Genomic DNA, 21,616 nt, shown 5'->3' on the forward strand with positions numbered 1-21,616 from the left:
ACGCCTTCGCGAACAAGTTCGCTCCCACACAGTGGGAGCGAGGCTTGCCCGCGAAGAGGCCGGTACATCCGCCGAAGCTTCTAATCAGAAACGACGACTTCGCGGGCAAGCCTCGCCAACGGGGTCATCGCCTCGCGAGTCAGATGAGCACGCCAGCTTAGTAACCGTTGCGCTTCAAGATCGCATCCATGCTTTCTTTCGCTGGCCGACCGTAGAACTTCAGCAATTGCGAAGCACGGTTGGTAAAGAAGCCATCAACCCCGTCATCGCTGACTTTCTTGAAATCCACTTCGTCATCGACGGTATAGGGATGCACCACCAGACCCTTGTCGTGGGCCATCTTGTTCATCCAGGGTTTGACCAGGTCCATGTAACTCTGATCGCCACCGTGGCTGAGTTTGGTAGACGGGCCGGTGCCAATCGCGCCGTGTGCCTTGGCCCAATCCATCCAGGCGGCAAACTCCGCTTCGGATTTGACCTCCTGCGCCCCGTAATAGCTGGCCTTGTCCTTGAAGCCGGAATCCTTGAATGCCACGCTGGATTTCGGTTCGATCGATCCTTCACCGATCCACAACAGCAGCACTTTCGGTACTTGCGGCATCTCTTGCTGCAGCAGGTCCAGACTTGGTTTCTCGAAGGTCTGCAACACCACACGGCCTGGCATGTGCGCCACGTTTACATGACCTGCGCCAGCGGCCGGGCGTGAAGTCAGCCAGCCGCGTTTGTCCAGGTTCTTTTTCAGGTCGGCTTCAATGCCGGGAAACTGCGCAGGGACTTTGGTTTCGATATACAGGCCGGGCTTGTTGCTGCCGCCTTCGGCGATGTCGATCACTTCATCCAGGGTCAGGATCTGCAGCCCGGCATAGCTGGCGCGCGCACGGTCGGGATAGGCCTTGTTGAACCAGGATCCAGCGTCGAGCCGCTTGAGTTCGGCGAGGGTAAAGGTGCTGACCGGATCCTTGGCGCGCGCGGGGAAAACTTCGGCGACGTTGGTGGTGCGTACCAGAGTGTCGTCATGCAAGGCGATCAACACGCCGTCCTTGGTGCGCTGAATGTCCATTTCCAGATAATCCGCCCCCAGTTCACGGGCCACGGTATAGGCCGGAATGGTCTCTTCCGGCGCGTCAAACGAAGCGCCGCGATGGGCAATGACCGCAGGCCATGGCAGGCCGATCTTTTCGCTCAACGCCTTGCCCGGCGCTTCGGCTGAAACCGCCACGGCCGATGCCAGCATCAAGCCTGTGAATGCACTCGCGGCCAGCAGCTGGGCAATCGGCGTTTTACGGAACAGGTTGTTCGACATTCCTTTCAACATGGGCGTCTAATTCCTTCTGATCGTCATGGTTGACTGTCTTAATCCACGCAAAGCTTTAACAGCATCAGGCGGGGCCAGCAAGGTGCCTGTCGGGCCCCGCGCGGATCAGGTTCCAGTCAATCGCAGGGGTTTTTAGAGGTTTGTGGCTCATTGGCACGCATTTGGGCACTATAGGCCGTCAATTGTTGTCAGCTTGCACGGCAAATGAGTCCGCCCCGTGAACGCTAGAATTTTCCAGGCAGTCTTTTTATGGAAATCAATACTTACGCAGCGCTGGTGGGTTTCGTCGATATGCTCATGGACGCCATTTGCGTGGTCGACTCGCGAGGCCGTTATGTGTACGTCAGTGCAGCCAGTGAGCGGATTTTCGGCTATTCGCCTGCTGAGCTGGTGGGCACGCAGATGCTCGACCTGGTTCATCCGGATGACCGGGAGCGCACGTTAGCTGCAGCCCAGGAGATCATGACCGGCGAGCCCAAGTTGCATTTCGAGAATCGCTACATCCATAAAGACGGGCATGTCGTGCACATCATGTGGTCGGCGCGCTGGTCCGAGGTGGACCGTTTACGGATTGCGGTAGCCCGCGACATCACCGAGCTCAAGCGTTCCGAGGCCTTGCGCCAGGCGCTGTTCGATATATCCGAAGCGGCTCATACGGCGGGGGATCTGGTCGAGCTGTTTCGGCACATGCATGAAATCATCGGCACATTGCTGCCCGCGCAGAATTTCTCGGTCGCGCTGTTCGATCCGCTGCGTGCGCAGTTGAACTTCCCCTATCACATCGACGAGCAGGACCCGCTGCGGCAAAGTCCGGTGGCACAAACTCTGGCGCTGGAAGTCGCCGCCAGCGGGACCGCAGTGCTTTTTTGCCGCCAAAAGAAAGCTTCGCTGCCGCAAACCCTGATCAGCCTGATGGACGACAACTCGTCGTGCTGGCTTGGTGTACCGCTCAATGCGCAGGGCGGCACCATCGGCGCGTTGATGGTTAAAGGCAACAGCGGCGAAGGGCACTACAGCGACCAGGATCAGGAGCTCCTGCAGTTCATCGCCAATCAGGCAACCGCCGCCATCGAGCGGCAGCGGATGCACGAGCGTTTGCAGCAGATGGCGCAATTCGACCCCTTGACCCACTTGCCCAACCGGATGTTGTTGCATGAGCGGCTGCTCGGTTCCCTGGAACGCGCCCGGCTTAGCGAAGGACGATTGGCGGTGCTATATCTGGATCTGGATAAATTCAAGCTGGTCAACGACACGTTTGGACATGCCGCAGGCGACGTGCTCTTGCAGGAAGTCGCCCGGCGCCTTACTCAATGCGTACGTGAATCGGACACGGTCGCGCGGATTGGCGGGGACGAATTCATCGTATTGCTGGACCGCATCAACAAGGACGATGACGCCAATATCGTAGCCACTAAAATCCTTGTCGCACTCAATGACCCAATTAACTTCAACGGCATCGACTGGCCGATAATGCCGAGCATCGGCGTCGCCCACTTCCCGGATGACGGAGCGGATCTGACGCAGCTATTTAAATACGCCGACGAGGCGATGTATCTGGCGAAGAAAAACGGCGGCAACCGGTTTCAGGGATGAAACCGGTGCTCATTAGCCGGTAACCAGTTTGCGTGGTCGCCCACCTTTCGCGCCGTTTGCCCGGGCGGCCTGAGCTTTGGCGCTGCTGCTGCGGCTGCCATTACGGGCTGCGATCATGGTGGCGGCCATCTCCATCAGCGGCGCGCTGGCGGAAATCAGCCCGGCGATCGATACATGCAGGTCACGTGCTTCCAGGCATACAGCACTGCCACCGAAACCCAACTCCAGGCTTTCAAGCTCCTGAATGCTCAAGTGCGCCAGTTCGGGGTAGTTCCTGATCGGCAGCGCGATTGCGCACTGATCGGCGAACCCGATCAGCAAGGCCTGTTGTGCCGGCAGGAACTCCACCGTGGATGCCAGCAGACCGGTATTGCGCCGCTTGCGCCCTTGCTCCCTGGCCTGTTGCAGCCCCTGTTCGGTGACCACGTCATCAAACAGGTCGACGGCTTTCACTGTTTTCATAATTCAATCTCCAAAAATGCAGGTTCGCCTGCCAGTCGTAAGCGGGTTCGATAAGCGCTGGCGTCGAAGTCTGCCGACAAGATCGCCAATGCTTCATTGGGCTGCATGCGTGGGCTGACGACTTGCGCCGAATTCATGTCCCACTGCTGATTTTCCAGGCAAAGCGTCTGTCGACTTCGCCACCAGCATTCCCTCGCCTTGCGCAAAACATCTCGGCGCCGTATGAGCCGCCGAAGCTCTTCAAGCGCCGCGCCACAAGGCTCATTTTGTGTTGGTATTACATCCCAAAGCCGAACGCCGTTGTGCCAGAAGCTGAACAAGAAACGCGCGTCCCACTCAGAATTCCCCACATGCACATGAGGAGGACAATGTTCGTTTCGGGTTAATACCGCGATGGTCAGTCCTTTGTGTTTGCATATACGCATCAATAACCCATCCGTTAGGTTTTAGAGTTTACGCCCAAAAAAAAGTCACGCAAGGGGGGCTGCTGACCTTGCATGGAATTGAGCGCAAGCAGAGTTCAGCGCAAATCGGCGGTGCTGACCACGTTGCAGGCGATACAAGATTTAACGGCGCCACAAGCCGGATAGAGTCCGTAGCGTTGCGCTGAATTTTCTGACTTGAACTGCTTTGAATGCCTACACGTTCAGTTTCCAAGCCAGCAATCCAGCAAAGACCCCTGCCCAAGCGCGCAGAGTCGCGTTACTGTCTGCGTCTTTCCGCAGATTTTTCTGGAGCCCAGCATGACAACGACGGTCCTGGTATTGGTCGAAAGTGTTAACGAGTATTTGCCGATTCTGGAAAACAGTGGTTTGCGGCTGATTCTTGCGCCAACGCCAGCGATGCGCGCCGAGGCGATTGCGACGCGTGGCACGGAAATCACCGCAGTGCTGACCCGCGGACCGTTGGGATTCGAAGCGCACGAGATGGACGCGTTGCCCGACTTGAAGATCATTTGTGTGATCGGTGCCGGCTATGAGCGCGTCGACTTGCCTGCGGCCGAGGCGCGGGGCATCGTCGTGACCAACGGCGCCGGGGTGAATGCGCCGACGGTGGCCGATCATGCGATGTCGTTGCTGCTGTCCATCGTGCGCGACATTCCCCAGGGCGATGCCTCGGTGCGCCGCAGCGAGTGGCGCAAGCTGACCCGGCCATCATTTGAGGGCAAGCGTCTGGGTATCCTGGGACTTGGCGCGGTGGGCATGGCTATCGCTCGTCGAGCTGCGGGCTTCGACATGCGGGTGAATTATCACAGCCGCACGCCGCGTAATGATGTGGATTACACCTACTGCGCGACGCCGCTGGAATTGGCCAGTGCCTCGGACTTCGTGATTGTCGCCACTCCGGGCGGGTCGGCTACGCAGCACTTGATCGACCGCGCGGCCCTTGATGCCCTGGGGCCTGATGGGTTTATCGTGAATATCGCCCGCGCCAGCGTCATTGATACCGAGGCGCTGATCCAGGCCTTGCAGCAGCAGCGGATTGCCGGCGCGGCGCTGGACGTCTTCGATGACGAGCCGCAAGTGCCGGATGCGCTCAAGAGCTTGAACAACGTGATTCTCTCGCCCCATGTGGCAGGGCTGTCGCCGGAAGCGTCCCGTGGAACTGTGCAGCTGGTCGCGGATAATCTGCTGGCATTCTTCGCGGGCAAGCCGGTATTGACGCCGGTGCACAGCTGATCCTTCGAGCTGTACTTGCGTTGTTTCGTCCATAAGCCCGGTGGATCTGTACAAGCCGTTCGCCGGGTAAATGCCCAGACTCTGCTCATCGCCTGATTCGATCAGGCACTGCCCTCAAGGAGAGGACCATGAGCGAGTTTGTCATTGCACCTGTTGAAACCCCGTCGCTGGCCGTCGAGGGCACGAGCAGCCGCTTTCCCATCCGCCGCGTGTTTTGTGTCGGGCGCAACTATTCCGAACATGCCCGGGAAATGGGGCACGACCCAGACCGTGAACCGCCGTTCTTCTTCATGAAGCCTGCCGATGCAGTGGTTGCCGCCGAGGGCAGCATCGCCTATCCGCCGCTGACCCAGGATCTGCATCACGAAGTCGAGTTAGTCGTGGCGATTGGCAAAGGCGGCGTTGATATCGCGCCGCAAGACGCGTTGGATCATGTCTGGGGGTATGCCGTCGGCCTGGATTTGACCCGGCGTGACCTGCAAGGTGTGGCGAAGAAGGCGGGGCGGCCGTGGGAATGGGGCAAGGCGTTCGATCAGTCAGCACCGGCCACGCCTCTGGTGCCGGTCAGCCGCATCGGTCATCCGGATAAGGGTTTGATCTGGCTGGACGTCAACGGCGCAGAGCGTCAGCGCGGAGATTTGGCGGATCAGATCTGGTCAGTCAAGGATGTGATCGCCTATATCTCCCAATCCGTGGCGCTCAAGGCCGGCGACCTGATCTACACCGGCACGCCAGCGGGCGTTGCCGCATTGCAACCTGGCGATGTGCTCACCGGTGGCGTCGAAGGGATCGGCCAGTTTTCCCTGACCATAGCAGCGCGCTGAAGCACGACGAATCCCTTGGTCCGCCCGTTGCCCTTGCACTACCATGCAAGGGTCTTGGCCCAGCGAATCAGGTGCGTCACCGATGGTCAGTCTGTCCAGCATCCCTACCTACGATATGCAGCAGCGCAGTGATCGCGAGGATTTCTACATCCGTGACAAATCCGCCCGACCTGCGCTGACGACGCCCCATCGGCATGAGTATTTCCAGATCCAGATCAACCTGGGCGGCGATACCGTGCAGCACATCGGCGGGGCGGTTCGACCGTTCCCGCGCAATACCCTGGCGTTCATCCTGCCGCATCGGCTGCACGTGATTCCCCATCCTGAAGACGGGAATTTCATGCTGATCAATTTTTCCCAGGATTTTCTGCTGCAACATCTGCACTGCGATTCGCTGGATCTGGAAGATGTGCCCATGGAAGAAGCCCCGGAACTGGCGCCGTTTCGCTTCCAGGAACACCTGGATTTCAGGTTCGATGACGAGCAATTCGCAAGGATGCAAGGCTTGCTGCAAACCATGCGCGACCTGGACCGCACACGCCGGTTGGGCACTGGCATGATGCTGCGCGGTTGCCTGTTGCAATTGATTGGGCACGTCTGCGATCTCTATCAAGAGCAATTGATGGCGCTTTCGACGGGCAAGGCGCACAAACGTGGTCGACGCGACGCCTTGGGTCGCGTGATGGATTACATTCGCCAGCATCTCGACAACCCGGCCATCAGCCTGAAAGACGCAGCCGCCGCAGCGTTTCTGTCGCCCAATTATTTGACCCATCTGTTGCGCAAGGAAACCGGCAGCAGCTTCTCGGAACTGGTGCTTGAGCGGCGCATGCGCCTGGCGCGCAGCCATTTGAGCAACAGCAGCCAACCCATCAGCCATATTGCCCAGGCCTGTGGCTTCGCCGATGAGGCCTACTTCTCGCGCCGATTTCGTCAGGTAAACGGCATGCCGCCGGGGCAGTTTCGCCGGCAAGTGCGGGAGGGATCGCAGGGCTGATTATCCGGGAATGGGCAGGTCGGATCGGTGGGTGTTTACCAGACACATCACCCAGCGCTCTCACGACTGCGGCAAGCGAATCCCCCGCGTCAACTCGGTAAATAACGCCGACACCGAGCGCAGCGCGCGGCAATCCGGGCGGGTCAGCAACCACAGCGCGCTGTCATAACCGGCCAGCGGTTCACCCAGCGTTTGCAGCTGTGGACTGTTGGCCAACTGAAAGTCCGGCAGCGCCGCAATGCCCATTCCCGCCTTGACCAACTCGGCCACCGCCATCATCGAACTGCAGCGATAGCTCAGATTGATGCCAGGCAGTTGCTGCCGCCGCCAGGTGACGGTGGGATGGTCGGGGAGAAAATCGTCGGGCGCGATCCAGTCCATCAGGGCGGGCTCGTCATGGCCGATCCGCTGCAGGTAATCCGTACTGGCACAAAGCACGTAGGACACCGTTCCGAGCCGGTTGCCCACCAGATGCTCCGGCGGGCTGGTGGTCAGGCGCAGGGCGATGTCGGCGTCCCGGCTGCTGAGGTTGGCGAACGTGCTGGAGGTGTTGAGCTCAAGTTTCAGGGCCGGGTAATCAGGCATGAAACGAGTCAGCGCAGGCAGCAACAGACTTTGCAGCACCGTTTCGGTACAGGTCAGGCGCACCGTGCCGCTGACCACTTCGCGCCCTTGTTCCAGGCTGATTTGCGCCAGTTCCAGCGCCTGTTCGGCATCTTCGGCCTGCTTGGCCAGGGTTAGCGCCGCTCCGGTCGGCCGGTACCCGGCTCGGTTCTTGTCGAACAGCGCGGTGCCCAGTGCCGCTTCAAGGCGCCGCACCGAGCGGAACACCGTGGAAACATCGACCTTGAGCAGTTCGGCGGTCCGCACCAGAGTCTTGCCACGCACTAATGCCAGGATCAATGCGAGGTCGGAATGATTGAGTCGATAGTGCGCGGGTGCATTGATCACTTGTCTGAATGCCAATTTTGCTTGCGTGAACGCCAGCATATAGTCCCCAGCAGGCGATCAACAATAGATTGCCATCATCAGGGAGCAGGGCATGGAACGGGTGAGTCGGACGGGTGAAACAGTACGCATCGCCTTGGTTGGGGATTACAACGCAAGTGTGCCAGCACATCGGGCGATTCCGCTGGCGCTGGAGATGGCGGCCAGTGCCGCGAGCGTGCAAGTTGAGTACAGCTGGGTACCCACGCCGCAGGTTCAGGATGGCGCTGGACTGGCTGGCTTCGACGGAATCTGGTGTGTGCCGGCCAGTCCTTATCTGGACATGAACGGCGCGCTCACGGCGATTCGATATGCCCGAGAACGGCCGCTGCCGTTTCTGGGTACTTGCGGCGGCTTCCAGCATGCGTTGATTGAATACGCGCGCAACGTATTGGGCTGGCAGGACGCCGAGCATGCGGAAACCGCGCCTGAATCAGCCAACGCGATCATTACACCGCTGACTTGCTCGCTGCTGGAGGTTGTCGCTGACATCCGTTTGCGCCCCGGTTCCTTGATTGCCCAGGCGTATGAACAACTGGATATCGCCGAGTGCTATCAATGTCGCTATGGTCTGCGGGCGGAACTGCATGAGGAGCTGTTTTCCGGTGCGTTGGGGGTGAGCGGCAGGGATAAAAACGGCGAGATTCGCGCCATCGAACTGCAAGGCCATCCGTTTTTCGTCGCCAGCCTGTTCCAGCCCGAGCGCGCGGCTCTGGCAGGAAGTCTGCCGCCACTGGTTGCAGCTTTCCTTGGCGCCTGCCTGGAGTGCCGCCGTCGCTGATCTCGCTGATCTCGCTGACCCGTGGGAGCGAGGCTTGCCCGCGAAGGCGTCAATTCAGACGATAAATATGTCGACTGGAGTTACGACTCGCGGGCAAGCCTCGCTCCAACGAGTTGCCTATAAACGTCGACTCGGAGACAACGCTTCTGTAAATGGCGGGGTAGGGCTATCGTCCTCTACATACTGTTGCCATGAGCCGGGGAAGTCACATGCTGAGTCGTCTGTTGGGTCGAGTGTTGCGCGGACGCAGTGCGACCGAAAACAAACTGATCTGGAATCAGAAAACCGTGGCGTTTGCGCCGGTCAATATCGACCTGCGCAGCCCGGCATTCGCCTCGATGGAGCGGATACCGGCGTCTCATGTGGGGTCGGCAGCGGGCGGTAATCTATCTCCTGCTCTTGAATGGACCGGTTTGCCACCTGGCACCAAAGAGCTGGCATTGATCATCGAAGACGGCGATGCCGCGCTGCCGTTTGCCTTCGTGCACGCCATTGCCGTCGGTATCACGCCGGAACTCAACGGCTTGCCGGTCGGCGCCTTGAGCAGCGCCTCTCGCGGGTTGGTGACGCTGGGGCGCAACAGTTTTGGCAGCACCACTTATTCAGGGCCAAGCCCGTTACGGGGCCACGGTCCGCATCGCTACAGCTTTCAATTGTTGGCACTTGATCGCGCCTTGTATTTCGAAAGTCCGCCGAATCGCACGCAATTGCTCCGAGCGATGGCCGGCGCGGTAATTGGTCGGGGCCGACTGGACGGGGTTCATGAGCGGCCTTGAAGTGTTCAGCGATTACACTGTGAGTGTCGCAATGCGTCAGGCTGTGCCAGCATTCCGGTCTGTGCCACTTCCGACTGATGTTTCCCGGCAGGAAATTTTATGAATCACCGCCCCGATACTGCACCTGAACTGCACATTCCCGACAGTTTGCGGGTGCCCCCCAAAGTGCTTTGTCACGCCACCAGTTTGCGCAAGGCAACCCGGCGTATCTCCCAGCTCTACGATGCCGTCATGGCGCCCAGTGGTTTGCGTTCGACCCAGCGCTCGATCCTGATCCAGATCGCCCGCCACCAGGCTCCGGCAATGACTGAGCTGGCGGCGATTCTGGTCATCGATCGCTCGGCGCTGGCGCAGAATCTCAAGCCGCTGGAGCGTGACGGTCTGGTGTCAGTGGAGGTCGATACCGACGACCGCCGCAGCCGTCGTGTGCGGCTCACCCAGTGTGGTGTGGATAAATTGCTCGAATCCCAAGCGTTGTGGGAAGAGGCTCAGCAGTGCTTCGAAACCAGACTCGGCAAACAGCAAGCCTGTGAACTGCGTGAGTTGTTGGGCAAGGTTGCCGCCCTGGATTACGGCGATGAGACGGTTGAGGATTAACCCGAATTGCCCGAGTTGCCACGCCCGGCACGTGGGTGTGCAAGGCGTGGCCGCAGACTCAAGTCAGGGCATCATTGGCGGGATATAGCTCAACGTCTTACCCAGCGCCCACAACAGAAACAGTACCAGCGGCGTATGCACCAGCAATTGCACGAACGAAAAGCCGATCAGGTCGCGGGCTTTCAGACCCAGTACGCCCAGCAGCGGCAGCATGTAGAACGGGTTGATCAGGTTCGGCAAGGCTTCGGCAGCGTTGTAGATCTGCACCGCCCAGCCCAGATGGTATTGAAGTTCGTTGGCGACCTGCATGACGTAGGGCGCTTCGATGATCCACTTGCCACCACCCGACGGGATGAAGAAGCCCAGCACTGCCGAATAGACACCCATCAGCAGCGCATAGGTGTCGTGGGAGGCGATGCTGGTGAAGAACGTCGAGATGTGATGCGCCAGGGTTTGCGCGTCGCTGCCTTTGACCGTCGTCATCAATGCTGCAATCGAGCCGTAAAGTGGGAACTGGATCATTACGCCCGTGGTAGTGGGCACGGCGCGGGTTACGGCGTCGAGAAAGCTGCGTGGACGCCAGTGCAGCAGCGCGCCGAGCATGATGAACAGGAAGTTATAGGTGTTCAGACCGGAAATCGCGGTGATAGCCGGTTTGGTCGAGAATTCGTTGAACAGCCAGCCGGACGCCAGCAATACCATCAGGATAATCAGCAGCGGACTGTATTCCAGCCATTCGCCGGGACGGCTGCGCGGGGGCAGGGCTGGCAGGCTGAAAGCCGGATCGACGCCGCAGGCCTTGGCGTCCTTGGCGCTGTTCGGGCCGGGCGCCGTGGCGTAAGCCACCACCAGCGAGACGATGACCAACACGGCCAGCATCACGCCGGACTGCCAGAGGAAAATCGTTTCGGTGAACGGAATGACCCCGGTAATTGCCAGGATCGACGGTGGCAGGCTGCCGGGGTTGGCTTGCAGCTGCGCCGCCGAAGAAGAAAGGCCCAGTGCCCAGACCGCGCCGAGGCCCAGATACGCCGCAGCACCGGCCGCGCGATAATCCATGCGCAAGTCGGTCCGCCGAGCGAGAGCGCGCACCAGCAGGCCACCGAAGACCAGCGACAGGCCCCAGTTCAGCAACGAGGCGACCATGGAAATCAGCGCCACCCAGGCCACGGCCGAGCGGCCGTTTTTCGGGATACGCGCCAGGCGATCAATCAATTTGACCGCTGGCGGCGAACTGGCGACGACATAGCCGCCGATCACCACGAAGGCCATCTGCATGGTGAACGGGATCAGGCTCCAGAAACCATCACCGAACGCCTTGGCCGCTTCGGCGGGGCGGGCACCCATGGCCAGGGTCGCAACCGTGACGATGACCACCGCCAACGCAGCAAATACCCAGGAGTCAGGAAACCAGCGTTCCGCGAATTTTGCGCACCGCAGGGCAAAACGGGCATAGCGGCTTTCTTCGATATCGGCGGCCACGGGGGTTACCTCTTGTAGTTATTTTTTGGTGGTTGGAACGCCTACATTTTCTGCAAACGGTTAACAAATCAGAATGTCATTTCCACGACATCATCCGGAACAATCAATTTGCCAGCGGTCTTGGCGATGATTTCTTCAACGCTGACCCCAGGCGCACGTTCGCGCAGGATGAACGCGCCGTTTTCGATTTCCAGGTAAGCCAGGTCGGTCAACACTTTGCGAATGCAGCCAGCGCCGGTCAGGGGCAGGCTGCAACGGTCCAGCAGCTTGGACTCGCCATCCTTTGACGCGTGGGTCATGGTGACGATGATGTTGTCGGCGCCGGCCACCAGATCCATGGCGCCACCCATGCCCTTGACCAGCTTGCCGGGGATCATCCACGAGGCGATGTTGCCTTCCACGTCGACTTCGAAAGCACCCAGGACGGTGAGGTCCACGTGGCCGCCGCGGATCATGGCGAAGGATTGTGATGAGTCAAAGATCGATGCGCCGACACGTGCGGTCACTGTTTGCTTGCCGGCATTGATCATGTCGGCATCGATGGTTTCTTCGGTCGGGAAGGCGCCCATGCCCAGCAAGCCGTTTTCCGATTGCAGCATCACGTCGATATCGTCAGGCACGTAGTTGGCAACCAGGGTCGGAATGCCGATGCCCAGGTTCACGTAAAAGCCATCTTTGAGTTCGCGTGCGACGCGTTGAGCCATTTGTTCGCGGGAAAGTGCCATGGTCTGAAATCTCTTTGTTGTTTTATCGCAGCCTGCACAAGCAAGCGCCGGAAGAACGCAAAGCGATGGCGTCAGGCTTTGCGTACGGTGCGCTGTTCGATGCGCTTCTCGAAAGTCCCCTGGATCACCCGATTGACGTAGATGCCAGGCGTATGGATTTCGGAAGGCAGCAGCACACCCGGTTCGACAATTTCTTCAACCTCGACCACGGTGATCCGGCCTGCGGTGGCAACCACCGGGTTGAAGTTCTGCGCGGTGTGGCGATAAACCACGTTGCCGAAGTGATCGGCTTTCCAGCCTTTGACGATAGCGAAGTCGCCGGTAATTGCCTCTTCAAGGATCACATTGCGGCCATTGAACTGACGGGTTTCCTTGCCTTCGGCCACCGGCGTACCGTACCCGGTAGCGGTGTAGAACGCGGGAATGCCGGCGCCGCCTGCGCGCATTTTCTCGGCGAGGGTGCCTTGGGGAGTAAGTTCGACTTCCAGTTCGCCACTGAGCAACTGGCGCTCGAACAGGGCGTTTTCACCGACGTAGGAGGCGATCATCTTACGGATCTGCCGGTCTTCGAGCAGGATGCCCAAGCCAAAGCCGTCGACGCCGCAGTTGTTGGAAACAACGGTCAGGCCTCGGACGCCCATGCGTTTGATTTCTGCGATGAGGTTTTCCGGGATGCCGCACAAGCCAAATCCACCGGAAAGCACTGTCATGTTGTCGGTCAGCCCAGCAAGGGCTTCTTGATAAGTCGCAACTCGTTTGTCGAGTCCAGCCATGATTGATCCGCCTTTTATAGTTGTTACCGACTGCCTGGGCGTCGGAGGAGCGTTCGCTGCATCTTCTCTCGGGACCAATGATTTGTTAATTTTGTTTTTCTGATGGATTAATAAAGAAAACAAATATATGAACGTGAAGCAGCTTCGCGCTTTTCTGGCCGTGGCGCAGCATCTGAGCTTTGCCCAGGCGGGGGAACGGCTGCACCTTTCGCAACCGGCCCTGAGCCTGACCATCAAGAGTCTAGAAGAGGATTTGGGTGGGCAACTGCTCAGTCGCACCACCCGTAGCGTCGGCCTCACGCCGGAAGGTGAAACCTTGCTGCCTCTTGCGCGGCAATTGCTCGCCGACTGGGACAATGCCGAAGAGCTGCTGCGTCAGCGCTTTACCTTGCAACTGGGCCGGGTGTCGGTGGCGGCGATGCCTTCTTTTGCGGGCAATCTGCTGCCCGGCGCGCTCAAGGTGTTTCGCAGTCGCTACCCACGGGTCAACGTGGCGGTGCATGACCTGATCAACGAAGAAGTGCTGGAGATGGTTCGTCATCGGCGCGTGGAGCTGGGCATCGGTTTCGAGCCCGAGGCGGGCAATTCGCTGGTCTTCACGCCGTTCTATACCGACCGCTTCGTCGCCGTGGTGCCGCTGGATTCGCCCCTTGCCCAGCGTGCCGAACTGAGCTGGGAGGAGTTGTTGCAAGAAGACTTCATTGCCCTGCAACGACCTTCCGCCGTGCGTCTGCTGCTGGAGCAGAGTCTGGAAGCGCAGCACGGCAAATTGTCGGTGGCGTTTGAAAGCCATCAACTATCGACGGTCGGACGCATGGTGGCTAACGGGCTTGGGGTCAGCGCGGTACCGTCGTTGTGCATTCAGCAGATGCAGGAATTGGGTGCGCGCTGCATTGCCCTGGTCGAACCGCGTATCGAGCGGCGGATCGGTCTGATGATGCTCGCCGATCACAAGCTATCGGCCGCTGCCCAAGCGCTTCGGGATGTCTTGATCGAATGCGCGCAGTCACAACAGCCCAGGCTTGAAGCGCTCTAGAACAAGGTCGGCGGGCGAAACTGTCACAAAATCCACATGGGTCCCAAGGGCCTTCCGGTATCGTGCAGCAAAATTACAACTAAATATTTCTGCCGAAACCGGTGATAAGGAGCCACCCCTTTGGATGCGTCTTCAGCCGCCTGGCTTGTGCATGACACCCGCTTGATCATCTGTTGGCTGATTGCCATCACCACCATAAGTCGGCCTGGTGTTGATGGTGCCGATCATTTTCGTGATGTCTGGTCTGGTCCGTGTTGCAGACCATTGTCTCGGTGGTGGGTCTGGTGGGAACTTGTGGCAGTGGTTGCCGTGAATAGCTCCAGGAATTGATCCTGTTGAAGCACGATACCTGTGCAGTCTGTGTGGGAGCGAACTTGTTCGCGAAGGGGCCGGTACATCCTGCTCAGATTCAGCGTCTGCAACGTTGTTTCGCGAGCAAGCTCGCTCCCACAGTGCGGTTGAACCTCCCCGACAATAACGACTATCAAGAGCAGTGATTTCTGCGAAAACGGTGGCGGGCGTAGCCTTGGCTCATTCCCGAACGAGTCATATTGGAGACTCCCATGAACCGCATTCTCGCCGTTGCCCTGTTACTTTGCGTCGCTGTTGTTTCGGGTTGCTCGACCCACCACGCTGTCGAACTGCGCCCTTACACCGCTGAAGAAACCCATCAGTTGGCGCTTGAAGACCTGAACCGTCGCGGTTTGTCGTTCGATGAGTATCAAGCAAGGAAAGCCCAGTTGATGGCTGAACCTACGCTGCAAGCGGTGCGTTCCTTCGACAATCACGGTGAGATCAGCGTCGAACGCGCTGAAGTCAGCCAGGATCGTCAAGGTTGAGTCGCTATAACAGTCGTGAGCAGTGGCAGTAAATCAAAAACTGTACTGCTCCAACTTTTCCCCAACTGTTCGTGTGTTTTGAACTGACGCTCCGCTAGGGTTGATGGCCTGCCCTTAACTCCACGGATCGGTTCATGACGCTCTCTTTCGATTTGCTGCTGGCATTCGCGCTGTTTGCGTTTGTCACCTCGGTTACACCCGGTCCGAACAACATGATGTTGCTGGCCTCTGGTGTGAACTTTGGTTTCAACCGTTCGATCCCGCATATTCTCGGTATCAGTTGTGGCTTTTTCAGCCTGGTGCTGGCTGTCGGCCTGGGTTTGGGCGCAGCGTTCAAGACCTATCCGTTGCTGTACACCGTATTGCGTTACGCCGGCGCCGCTTATCTGCTGTACCTGGCCTGGAAAATCGCGACCTCCGGCCCGGCTTCGGATGCAGAGGGCCATGAGGGCAAACCGCAAACCTTTCTGCAAGCGGCAGCGTTTCAGTGGGTCAACCCCAAAGCCTGGGTCATGGCGGTAGGCGCCATCAGCACTTACACGCCGTTGCAGGGTTACTTCACCAACGTCCTGGTGATTTCCGCAGTCTTCGCCTTGATCAACGCGCCGAGTGTCTGCGTCTGGGCCGGCTGCGGCAGTCTGTTACGTAATGCCCTGCGTGATCCGTTCTGGCTGCGGGTGTTCAACGGCGTGATGGCGACCCTGCTGGTGCTGTCGTTGTATCCGCTGCTGGAAGGCTGATTCGACTGCTTATAAAGCCAGGCGCAAATGCCCGCCGGCCTGCTTCTGCCGCGCTTGCAAACGGTGTTGCAGGCCGAGATAGAAATGCTCCAGCCCTTCTTGCAAACGCTCGGTCAGTATCTCGTCCAGCTCGCCGCCCAGTTCGTTGTCGGCGTAGCTGATCTGCGTGTCGATGGCAAAAATTCCGTGCAGCACTTCCTGGCATTTGAGCGCCGACAGCACAGGTTTGAGCGCGTAGTCCACGGCGAGCATGTGGGCGATGCTGCCGCCGGTTGCCAGTGGCAGCACGACTTTGCCATGCAGCGAGCGCTCCGGCAGCAGATCCAGCAGGGTTTTCAGTGCCCCGGAGAATGACGCCTTGTAGACCGGTGTGCCGATCAGCAGGCCATCGGCCTTTTTGACCGCTTCGATAAAGTCGATCACTTGCGGGCTGTCGAAATGCCCGAACAGCAAATCTTCTGCGTTGAAATCACGGATGCGCAACGTGGTGACATCCACGCCATGGTTCTGTAGCCAGCGCCGTGCGTGTTCGAGCACAACGCCGGAACGGGATTTGAGAGCGGGGCTGCCGGAGAGTGAAACGACTAACATGCGGTATTCCTTACTTAAGCGTCTGTGTGATAAAGCAGCATGCATGCCAGCTCTTTGAATTAACCTAACTGATTGAATTTAAAGACTTAATATCGAATTATAAAATCTCCGGTGAATGCGCGCAGTGCTGCATGGATGATTAACTGTTGAATGACTGTTGCCTGGACAACACTTGGCGGCCTTGTTTGCCCGCCAGATCGCAGGCAAAAAAAATCCCCGCAGTCGGCATATGCGGGGACGTTCTGTTGCTTTGTTGCGCGATGCCGAGGAATCAGTTGCGGAACGCAGCGCCGGTCTGAATGACGTTGGCCGAGCCCAGCAGTTGACTGACGAAGCGGCTCCAGCGGGTGATGTTGGCCGGGCCTACGAACACCACATCCTGAGCGGCGAGTTCGAAGTCTTTGGCCAGAATGTAGGCGGTCGGTTTTTCGGCATTGAGATGGTAGACAGTGGCACCGACGTTCGCCTGATTGTCGGCTCCGCGAATGACATACACCGCATCACCGTCAGCGCTGTCCGGGCTCAGGCCGCCGGCATTACCCAGGGCTTCAAGCAGTGTCACGCTGGTGGTGCCGAAGGAAATGACCTGTGGCCGCTGGACTTCGCCCATGACGTAGATCTTGTTCTTCGAGTTGCTGTTCAAGTGCAGGTAATCGCCGTTCTTGAGAAAGATTTTGCTCAGTTGCGAGTCTTTGCGGTTAAGCGCATCGACGTCGATCACGTAGTCCTTGCCATCGCGGCGCAGGGTCAGACCTGCGAGGTTGGCATCGGTCAGGTCAAGACCAGCAGTACTGATTGCCTGGACCAGACTTAAAGGGATATTGGTGATCGATTGCGGGCCGGGGGATTTGAAGGAGCCGGAGAGCAATACGCGTTGGCTGTTGTAGCGCAGGACTTTGACGTCGACCTTGACCTCGGTGTACTGCGGCGACAGGCCCATGCGCAATTGTTCGCGGATCTGCCCGACTGTTTTGCCGCCTGCCTGGATTCTGCCGACGTAAGGGAAATAGAGCGTGCCGTCGCTCAATACTTCCCGGCTGTTGGCATCGAGTTGGTCCTGGGAACCGGGTGCTGTCAACTCTGGGTGTTCGAAGACGATCACCAACAGTGTGTCACCTGGGCCCACGATGTACTCGGGAGTCTTGTAGTTCAGCAGTTCGGTTGGCAATGGCTTGGTGGCGGCCGTTGCTTGCTGTCGCTGCTGTTTCAGCGTTAGCGGAGTTATGTTGACCAGATGGACATCCGGACCGTCCGGGTCTTTCTTTTCAACGTCACTTGGAGTCATGTGCTGCCCGGGTGCGAAAGCGCAGCCTTGCAAAATCAGACTGGAGAGCAGCACAACAGCTAGGGTTAGCTTCATATAATTCTTCCTTCCTAAAGGTGCGCTTGGCACCACAGTGATTTCATTGCTTCCCTTACCAACACCGACATTGACTTCATGTGTGATTTTGCGGATGCGCGCACCTCCCGCGGAGCGTGTAGCCCCGAGCATTGTTCTTGTGGGAATGATTGGGTTCAGAAGGCGTTCTTGTTCAGAAAACCTTTGAACAGGGTCAACAGAATGATTTTCAGATCCAGCCACAGCGACCAGTGCTCGATGTATTCGAGGTCGAATTCGACGCGCTTCTGCATCTTGTCCAGAGTGTCGGTTTCGCCGCGCCAGCCATTGATCTGCGCCCAGCCGGTGATGCCTGGTTTGACCTTGTGGCGCAGCATGTAACCGTTGACCTGCTTGCGGTATTGCTCGTTATGCGCCACCGCATGTGGCCGCGGACCGACGATGGACATGTCGCCGCGCAGCACATTGAAGAACTGTGGCAGCTCATCCAGTGATGTGCGCCGCAGAAACGCGCCCAGCGGTGTGATGCGTGAGTCGTTGCGCGTGGCCTGGCGAACCACTTCGCCGTTTTCCTGCACGTTCATGCTGCGAAATTTCCAGACCATGATCGGCTTGCCATCCAGCCCGTAGCGACGCTGGCGAAACAGCACCGGGCCGGGGGAGGTGAGCTTGATCGCGATGGCAATCAGCAGCAGCGGCAGGGCAATCATCAGCAGGATGACGCTGGACAGCAGAATGTCCTCGATACGTTTGACCAGACTCCACGCGCCGTCCATGGGCGAGTCGAAAATGCTGATGCTGGCCAGGCCATTGATGCTCTCGCTGCGGGCGTGCAGCAGTTCGAACATGAACACGTCAGGAATCACATACACCGACGCCGTGGTATCGCTCAGGCCTTTGACCAGATCATGCAAATGCGGTTGGCCGTCGATCCCGAGGGTGATGTAAACCTTGTCGATACGGCCCTGGCGCGCATCTTCGATCAGTTGGTTCAGGTCACCCAGCACCGGAACCTGAGGCTCGATGCCGTTGGCATCCAGCTGCTGTGGCTGCACATCGTAGAAACCCAGCAATTGTAGGCCCATCCAGGGCGCGCCGGAAATCGATTCCGCCAGGCGCTCGCCGACGTGACCGGTGCCGACGATGGCCACCCGACGGGTGTTGAAACCACGCCGCCGCAAGCCATGCAGGACGCTGCGAATCAACAACCGATAGCCGCAGAGCACCGCCAGTACCGAGGCGAACCAGGTCATCTGGCTGTCATCCGGCAATTGCCCATGGTTGAGCAGCAGGTAATCCACGCACAGCAGGATGACGAAGGTCAGTCCCCAGTAATTGAACACCTTGGTCAGCTCGCGAAGGATGCGTTCGCCGCGCCATGAGCCGTACATTTGGTGAAATTCGCTGAGCCAGTGAAAGACCAGCACCGCCAGCAGTATCTGCAGCCAGGCTTCGGCACTGGATACCGATGGATCCTGCCGACTTTGCCAGTAACCGCCAAGCACGATCACTGTCAGATCCAGCAGGCGATGGGCAACCGACAGCAGGGATTGATGCGCATGAAGAATGCCGCGAACTTGCGTACGCATAGACGTTGCTCGCTCAGACAGATTTGATCGGGACGACACGTGCACTCAGGTCGCTGTTGACCAGGATCGGGGTGGCTTGCGGCATGCGGTATTGCGCCGGTTGACGTGCCAGACGTGCGGCGGCCAGGCGGCTTTCGACGAAATATTTGATTTCCTCCTCAAATCGCTCGCAAGAGAACCGCTCGGCATTGGCTCGGCAGGCCTGAACAGTGATCCGCGACTGTGCGGCTTCGAACTCGCCCACGGCGGCGACCACGGCGGCCATGGTTTGCTGATGAAAAAACACCCCGGTTGGCTGCGGATGATCCAGACCGCAGACGGTTTCCAGAGCGCCACCCTTGGCGAACGCGATTACTGGCGTGCCACAGGCCTGGGCCTCCACTGGGCTGATGCCGAAGTCTTCTTCGGCAGCGAAGACAAAGGCTTTGGCATTGCGCATGTGCTCCAGCAATACCGCGAACGGCTGATACCCGAGCAGCGTGACGTTGGGTGCGTTGATGGCTTTGGCCCTGGCCATTTCCGGGCCGTCGCCGATCACGATCAGGCGCTTGTCCGGCATGGCCGCGAACGCCTCGATGATCATCGGCATGCGTTTGTAGGGGACCATGCGCGACGCGGTGAAGTAATAGTCCTGCTTGGTGTCCTGGGGCGTGAAATTGACGGTATCCACCGGTGGGTAAATCACCGTTGAATCGCGACGATAGGCCTTGGAAATCCGCCCGCCGATGAAGTACGAATTGGCAATGAAGTCGTCCACGCCAGCTGACGTGCGCTGGTCCCACATGCGGATGTAGTGCAGGACCATGCGTGCCAATTTGCTCTTGAAGCCGGTGCTCATTCCGGATTCCAGCAGATATTGATGCTGCAGGTCCCAGGCATAACGAATGGGCGAATGTACGTAGCTGATGTGCAATTGATCAGGGCCGCTGAGCACGCCTTTTGCCACGGCGTGGCTGCTGCTGATGATCAAGTCATAGCCCGACAGGTCAAGTTGTTCGATGGCCAGCGGCATCAGTGGCAGATAACGTTGATAGTGAGTCCTGGCTTTGGGCAGGCGTTGGATAAACGTGGTTTTGGCGACCTTGCCGCCAAGATGGGCGCGATCCTGGTCGCTGAGAAAGTCAATCACGGAAAACAGATCGGCCTCGGGCCAGACCTTCAGCAGCGACGCCAGTACGCGTTCGGCGCCGGCGTAAGTCACCAGCCAGTCGTGGACTATAGCTATTCTCATTGGGTTTCCCTTCTATTGGCACATGCTCCACTGCAGACGTGGGCAGGCTGCGTCTTGGCGTGTCGTTGTTGAGTTGTTTGCCCTGGTGAGCCAGGCGTTATCCATGCAGTGAAAGCACTGACCGTTTCCCTCGGCGCTTCAAGACTTGCCGGAAGAGGAGTCAGTAACCGCGCCGCGAGCTGACGGCACGGGATCGGATTGCGCGTTGACCAGCGCGTCGATGCGTTGCGATACCCGGCGTGCTGATTCCTCCCAGGAAAAGCGCCGGACGTTGGTCAAGCCACGACGCCGCAAGGATTGCCGCAACGGCAGGTCGGTCAGAATGCGCTCCATGGCCGCGGCCATGTGGCTGACGTCCAGCGGGTCGAAGTACAACGCGCTGGCTTGCAGCACTTCCGGAATTGACGCGGCGTTGGCGGCCAATACCGGGCAACCGCAGGCCTGGGCCTCAAGGGGCGGAATGCCGAACCCTTCATACAGCGAGGGGAAAACAAAAGCCGTCGCGCCCTGATACTGCGCAATCAGTTCAGCGTCGTTGAGTCGTCCCAGAAAGCGGATGCGCGGATCGCGGCTGGCCAGACGTTGCAGGTTGGGGTCAGCGAAAACATCGTTGCCGCCACCGACGATATGCAGCTGAATGTTTTCCTGACCGCGCAGGCTGAGGAACGCCTGGATCATGCGGTTGAAGTTTTTGTGCGCGCTGGGCGAAGAAACCGCCAGCAGGTATTCAGGCTGATCGGCAGCAGAATGTGCCGGTACGAACGCCTCGCTGACCGCCGCCGGGATGACGTAGATCCGGTTCTCCGGGAAGCCATAAAAGCTTGCAATCTCGCCCTTGGAAAACTGGCTCACGGTCATCAGCGCCTTGAGCCGCGACAGCAGCACCGGAGTGAGGGCGCGGTAAGCGGTGCGAAACGCTCGGGAATAACTTTGCGGGTAGCGTATGTAATTGATGTCCAGATGGGTTGCTATCTGGTTGCTGTACCAGATCGGCGCGGTGCTGGTCAGCGAGACCAGTAACGGGCTGCCATGGCGGTACAGGTACAGCGGCAAATCCAGTTGTTCCCACAGGTGGCCGCTGTTGCGACCGATGCATTGAACGTTCAGCGCTTTTGCGCTTTCGTGCAACTTGATGTCGTGGGGAGCGACGAAAACCACATCGTCTCGCAGCTGCTTGAGGGCCAGGCAGGTCTGCTCGGCGAAACGCTGTACTCCGCGTATTTCCTGGGTCAGAAAACGGGCATTGATCACAATCATTGG

21 protein-coding genes and 1 pseudogene are annotated in these 21,616 nt (G+C 58.8%); 10 read left to right on the forward strand and 12 right to left on the reverse strand.

Translation table 11 applies throughout. The annotated features are described in order from the left end of the window. Window positions 1-157 precede the first annotated feature (157 nt). A complete protein-coding gene (locus AABC73_RS09755; RefSeq protein WP_341523400.1) occupies window positions 158-1,315 on the reverse strand; it encodes a glycerophosphodiester phosphodiesterase in 1,158 nt (385 codons plus the stop codon). Between the two features lie 249 nt (window positions 1,316-1,564). Here AABC73_RS09755 and AABC73_RS09760 point away from each other — a divergent pair, with 249 nt between their 5' ends. Further along, window positions 1,565-2,908, forward strand: coding sequence for a diguanylate cyclase (locus AABC73_RS09760; RefSeq protein WP_341523401.1), 1,344 nt, complete (start codon window positions 1,565-1,567; stop codon window positions 2,906-2,908). 12 nt (window positions 2,909-2,920) lie between these two features. Here AABC73_RS09760 and AABC73_RS09765 read toward each other — a convergent pair whose 3' ends face one another. Beyond that, window positions 2,921-3,370 carry a DUF2442 domain-containing protein gene (locus AABC73_RS09765; protein ID WP_341523402.1) on the reverse strand — a complete coding sequence of 150 codons (450 nt, stop codon included), beginning with the start codon at window positions 3,368-3,370 and terminating at the stop codon, window positions 2,921-2,923. After that, window positions 3,367-3,795, reverse strand: a complete 429-nt coding sequence (locus tag AABC73_RS09770; protein ID WP_341523403.1) for a DUF4160 domain-containing protein — start codon at window positions 3,793-3,795, stop codon at window positions 3,367-3,369. Before AABC73_RS09770 ends, AABC73_RS09765 begins: the two co-directional genes overlap by 4 nt. Window positions 3,796-4,004: 209 nt before the next feature. On the opposite strand from AABC73_RS09770, the pseudogene AABC73_RS09775 reads away from it, so the two are divergent. The 3 genes and pseudogenes from AABC73_RS09775 (at window position 4,005) to AABC73_RS09785 (ending at window position 6,870) form a co-directional block, all read left to right on the forward strand. Continuing rightward, a pseudogene (locus AABC73_RS09775) lies at window positions 4,005-5,049 on the forward strand (2-hydroxyacid dehydrogenase). A gap of 128 nt (window positions 5,050-5,177) precedes the next feature. Next, on the forward strand, window positions 5,178-5,873 hold the full coding sequence (locus tag AABC73_RS09780) for a fumarylacetoacetate hydrolase family protein (RefSeq protein WP_341523404.1): 696 nt from the start codon (window positions 5,178-5,180) through the stop codon (window positions 5,871-5,873). Between the two features lie 82 nt (window positions 5,874-5,955). Beyond that, a complete protein-coding gene (locus AABC73_RS09785) occupies window positions 5,956-6,870 on the forward strand; it encodes an AraC family transcriptional regulator (RefSeq protein ID WP_341523405.1) in 915 nt (304 codons plus the stop codon). Window positions 6,871-6,930: 60 nt separating this feature from the next. Here AABC73_RS09785 and AABC73_RS09790 read toward each other — a convergent pair whose 3' ends face one another. Continuing rightward, a complete protein-coding gene (locus tag AABC73_RS09790) occupies window positions 6,931-7,860 on the reverse strand; it encodes a LysR family transcriptional regulator (protein ID WP_341523406.1) in 930 nt (309 codons plus the stop codon). 52 nt (window positions 7,861-7,912) lie between these two features. Here AABC73_RS09790 and AABC73_RS09795 point away from each other — a divergent pair, with 52 nt between their 5' ends. The 3 genes from AABC73_RS09795 (at window position 7,913) to AABC73_RS09805 (ending at window position 10,011) form a co-directional block, all read left to right on the forward strand. After that, a complete protein-coding gene (locus tag AABC73_RS09795) occupies window positions 7,913-8,638 on the forward strand; it encodes a CTP synthase (protein WP_341523407.1) in 726 nt (241 codons plus the stop codon). A gap of 209 nt (window positions 8,639-8,847) precedes the next feature. Beyond that, window positions 8,848-9,414, forward strand: coding sequence for a YbhB/YbcL family Raf kinase inhibitor-like protein (locus AABC73_RS09800; protein WP_341523408.1), 567 nt, complete (start codon window positions 8,848-8,850; stop codon window positions 9,412-9,414). A gap of 99 nt (window positions 9,415-9,513) precedes the next feature. Then, on the forward strand, window positions 9,514-10,011 hold the full coding sequence (locus AABC73_RS09805) for a MarR family winged helix-turn-helix transcriptional regulator (RefSeq protein ID WP_341523409.1): 498 nt from the start codon (window positions 9,514-9,516) through the stop codon (window positions 10,009-10,011). A gap of 63 nt (window positions 10,012-10,074) precedes the next feature. On the opposite strand, the gene AABC73_RS09810 is transcribed toward AABC73_RS09805, so the two are convergent. The 3 genes from AABC73_RS09810 to AABC73_RS09820 form a co-directional block, all read right to left on the reverse strand. After that, the gene (locus AABC73_RS09810) at window positions 10,075-11,493 is read right to left on the reverse strand and encodes a TIGR00366 family protein (protein WP_341523410.1); all 1,419 of its coding nucleotides are present in this window, start codon (window positions 11,491-11,493) and stop codon (window positions 10,075-10,077) included. A 68-nt stretch (window positions 11,494-11,561) separates the two neighbouring features. After that, window positions 11,562-12,218 carry a CoA transferase subunit B gene (locus AABC73_RS09815; protein WP_341523411.1) on the reverse strand — a complete coding sequence of 219 codons (657 nt, stop codon included), beginning with the start codon at window positions 12,216-12,218 and terminating at the stop codon, window positions 11,562-11,564. A 71-nt stretch (window positions 12,219-12,289) separates the two neighbouring features. Next, window positions 12,290-12,991 (reverse strand): CoA transferase subunit A, encoded by a 702-nt coding sequence (locus tag AABC73_RS09820; protein WP_065834703.1) that lies wholly within the window; start codon window positions 12,989-12,991, stop codon window positions 12,290-12,292. A 127-nt stretch (window positions 12,992-13,118) separates the two neighbouring features. On the opposite strand from AABC73_RS09820, the gene AABC73_RS09825 reads away from it, so the two are divergent. From AABC73_RS09825 to AABC73_RS09835, 3 genes are all read left to right on the forward strand, one after another. Then, entirely contained in the window at window positions 13,119-14,027 is a 909-nt protein-coding gene (locus tag AABC73_RS09825; protein ID WP_341523412.1) for a LysR family transcriptional regulator, read from the forward strand. 563 nt (window positions 14,028-14,590) lie between these two features. Beyond that, window positions 14,591-14,866, forward strand: coding sequence for a hypothetical protein (locus AABC73_RS09830; RefSeq protein WP_341523413.1), 276 nt, complete (start codon window positions 14,591-14,593; stop codon window positions 14,864-14,866). A 134-nt stretch (window positions 14,867-15,000) separates the two neighbouring features. After that, window positions 15,001-15,606: a LysE family translocator gene (locus AABC73_RS09835; protein WP_341523414.1), complete on the forward strand. Its 606-nt coding sequence runs from the start codon at window positions 15,001-15,003 to the stop codon at window positions 15,604-15,606. A gap of 9 nt (window positions 15,607-15,615) precedes the next feature. Here the strand turns inward: AABC73_RS09835 and ssuE are convergent, their stop codons facing one another. The 5 genes from ssuE to AABC73_RS09860 form a co-directional block, all read right to left on the reverse strand. After that, window positions 15,616-16,197, reverse strand: a complete 582-nt coding sequence (gene ssuE, locus AABC73_RS09840) for an NADPH-dependent FMN reductase (RefSeq protein ID WP_341523415.1) — start codon at window positions 16,195-16,197, stop codon at window positions 15,616-15,618. Between the two features lie 271 nt (window positions 16,198-16,468). After that, entirely contained in the window at window positions 16,469-17,557 is a 1,089-nt protein-coding gene (locus AABC73_RS09845) for a polysaccharide biosynthesis/export family protein (RefSeq protein WP_331150699.1), read from the reverse strand. Between the two features lie 155 nt (window positions 17,558-17,712). Next, a complete protein-coding gene (locus tag AABC73_RS09850; RefSeq protein WP_341523416.1) occupies window positions 17,713-19,125 on the reverse strand; it encodes an undecaprenyl-phosphate glucose phosphotransferase in 1,413 nt (470 codons plus the stop codon). Between the two features lie 13 nt (window positions 19,126-19,138). After that, window positions 19,139-20,356: a glycosyltransferase family 4 protein gene (locus AABC73_RS09855; protein WP_341523417.1), complete on the reverse strand. Its 1,218-nt coding sequence runs from the start codon at window positions 20,354-20,356 to the stop codon at window positions 19,139-19,141. 138 nt (window positions 20,357-20,494) lie between these two features. Continuing rightward, window positions 20,495-21,613: a glycosyltransferase family 1 protein gene (locus AABC73_RS09860; RefSeq protein WP_341523418.1), complete on the reverse strand. Its 1,119-nt coding sequence runs from the start codon at window positions 21,611-21,613 to the stop codon at window positions 20,495-20,497. Window positions 21,614-21,616 lie beyond the last annotated feature (3 nt).

Origin of the sequence: Pseudomonas sp. G.S.17, assembly GCF_038096165.1 — a bacterium.
GTDB lineage: Bacteria > Pseudomonadota > Gammaproteobacteria > Pseudomonadales > Pseudomonadaceae > Aquipseudomonas.

Bases quoted from the DNA above. Each gene is read 5' to 3' on its own strand.
- AABC73_RS09755 (WP_341523400.1), bottom strand. From the start codon at position 1,315: ATGTTGAAAGGAATGTCGAACAACCTGTTCCGTAAAACGCCGATTGCC.
- AABC73_RS09760 (WP_341523401.1), top strand. From the start codon at position 1,565: ATGGAAATCAATACTTACGCAGCGCTGGTGGGTTTCGTCGATATGCTC.
- AABC73_RS09765 (WP_341523402.1), bottom strand. From the start codon at position 3,370: ATGAAAACAGTGAAAGCCGTCGACCTGTTTGATGACGTGGTCACCGAA.
- AABC73_RS09770 (WP_341523403.1), bottom strand. From the start codon at position 3,795: ATGCGTATATGCAAACACAAAGGACTGACCATCGCGGTATTAACCCGA.
- AABC73_RS09780 (WP_341523404.1), top strand. From the start codon at position 5,178: ATGAGCGAGTTTGTCATTGCACCTGTTGAAACCCCGTCGCTGGCCGTC.
- AABC73_RS09785 (WP_341523405.1), top strand. From the start codon at position 5,956: ATGGTCAGTCTGTCCAGCATCCCTACCTACGATATGCAGCAGCGCAGT.
- AABC73_RS09790 (WP_341523406.1), bottom strand. From the start codon at position 7,860: ATGCTGGCGTTCACGCAAGCAAAATTGGCATTCAGACAAGTGATCAAT.
- AABC73_RS09795 (WP_341523407.1), top strand. From the start codon at position 7,913: ATGGAACGGGTGAGTCGGACGGGTGAAACAGTACGCATCGCCTTGGTT.
- AABC73_RS09800 (WP_341523408.1), top strand. From the start codon at position 8,848: ATGCTGAGTCGTCTGTTGGGTCGAGTGTTGCGCGGACGCAGTGCGACC.
- AABC73_RS09805 (WP_341523409.1), top strand. From the start codon at position 9,514: ATGAATCACCGCCCCGATACTGCACCTGAACTGCACATTCCCGACAGT.
- AABC73_RS09815 (WP_341523411.1), bottom strand. From the start codon at position 12,218: ATGGCACTTTCCCGCGAACAAATGGCTCAACGCGTCGCACGCGAACTC.
- AABC73_RS09820 (WP_065834703.1), bottom strand. From the start codon at position 12,991: ATGGCTGGACTCGACAAACGAGTTGCGACTTATCAAGAAGCCCTTGCT.
- AABC73_RS09825 (WP_341523412.1), top strand. From the start codon at position 13,119: ATGAACGTGAAGCAGCTTCGCGCTTTTCTGGCCGTGGCGCAGCATCTG.
- AABC73_RS09830 (WP_341523413.1), top strand. From the start codon at position 14,591: ATGAACCGCATTCTCGCCGTTGCCCTGTTACTTTGCGTCGCTGTTGTT.
- AABC73_RS09835 (WP_341523414.1), top strand. From the start codon at position 15,001: ATGACGCTCTCTTTCGATTTGCTGCTGGCATTCGCGCTGTTTGCGTTT.
- ssuE (WP_341523415.1), bottom strand. From the start codon at position 16,197: ATGTTAGTCGTTTCACTCTCCGGCAGCCCCGCTCTCAAATCCCGTTCC.
- AABC73_RS09845 (WP_331150699.1), bottom strand. From the start codon at position 17,557: ATGAAGCTAACCCTAGCTGTTGTGCTGCTCTCCAGTCTGATTTTGCAA.
- AABC73_RS09850 (WP_341523416.1), bottom strand. From the start codon at position 19,125: ATGCGTACGCAAGTTCGCGGCATTCTTCATGCGCATCAATCCCTGCTG.
- AABC73_RS09855 (WP_341523417.1), bottom strand. From the start codon at position 20,356: ATGAGAATAGCTATAGTCCACGACTGGCTGGTGACTTACGCCGGCGCC.
- AABC73_RS09860 (WP_341523418.1), bottom strand. From the start codon at position 21,613: ATGATTGTGATCAATGCCCGTTTTCTGACCCAGGAAATACGCGGAGTA.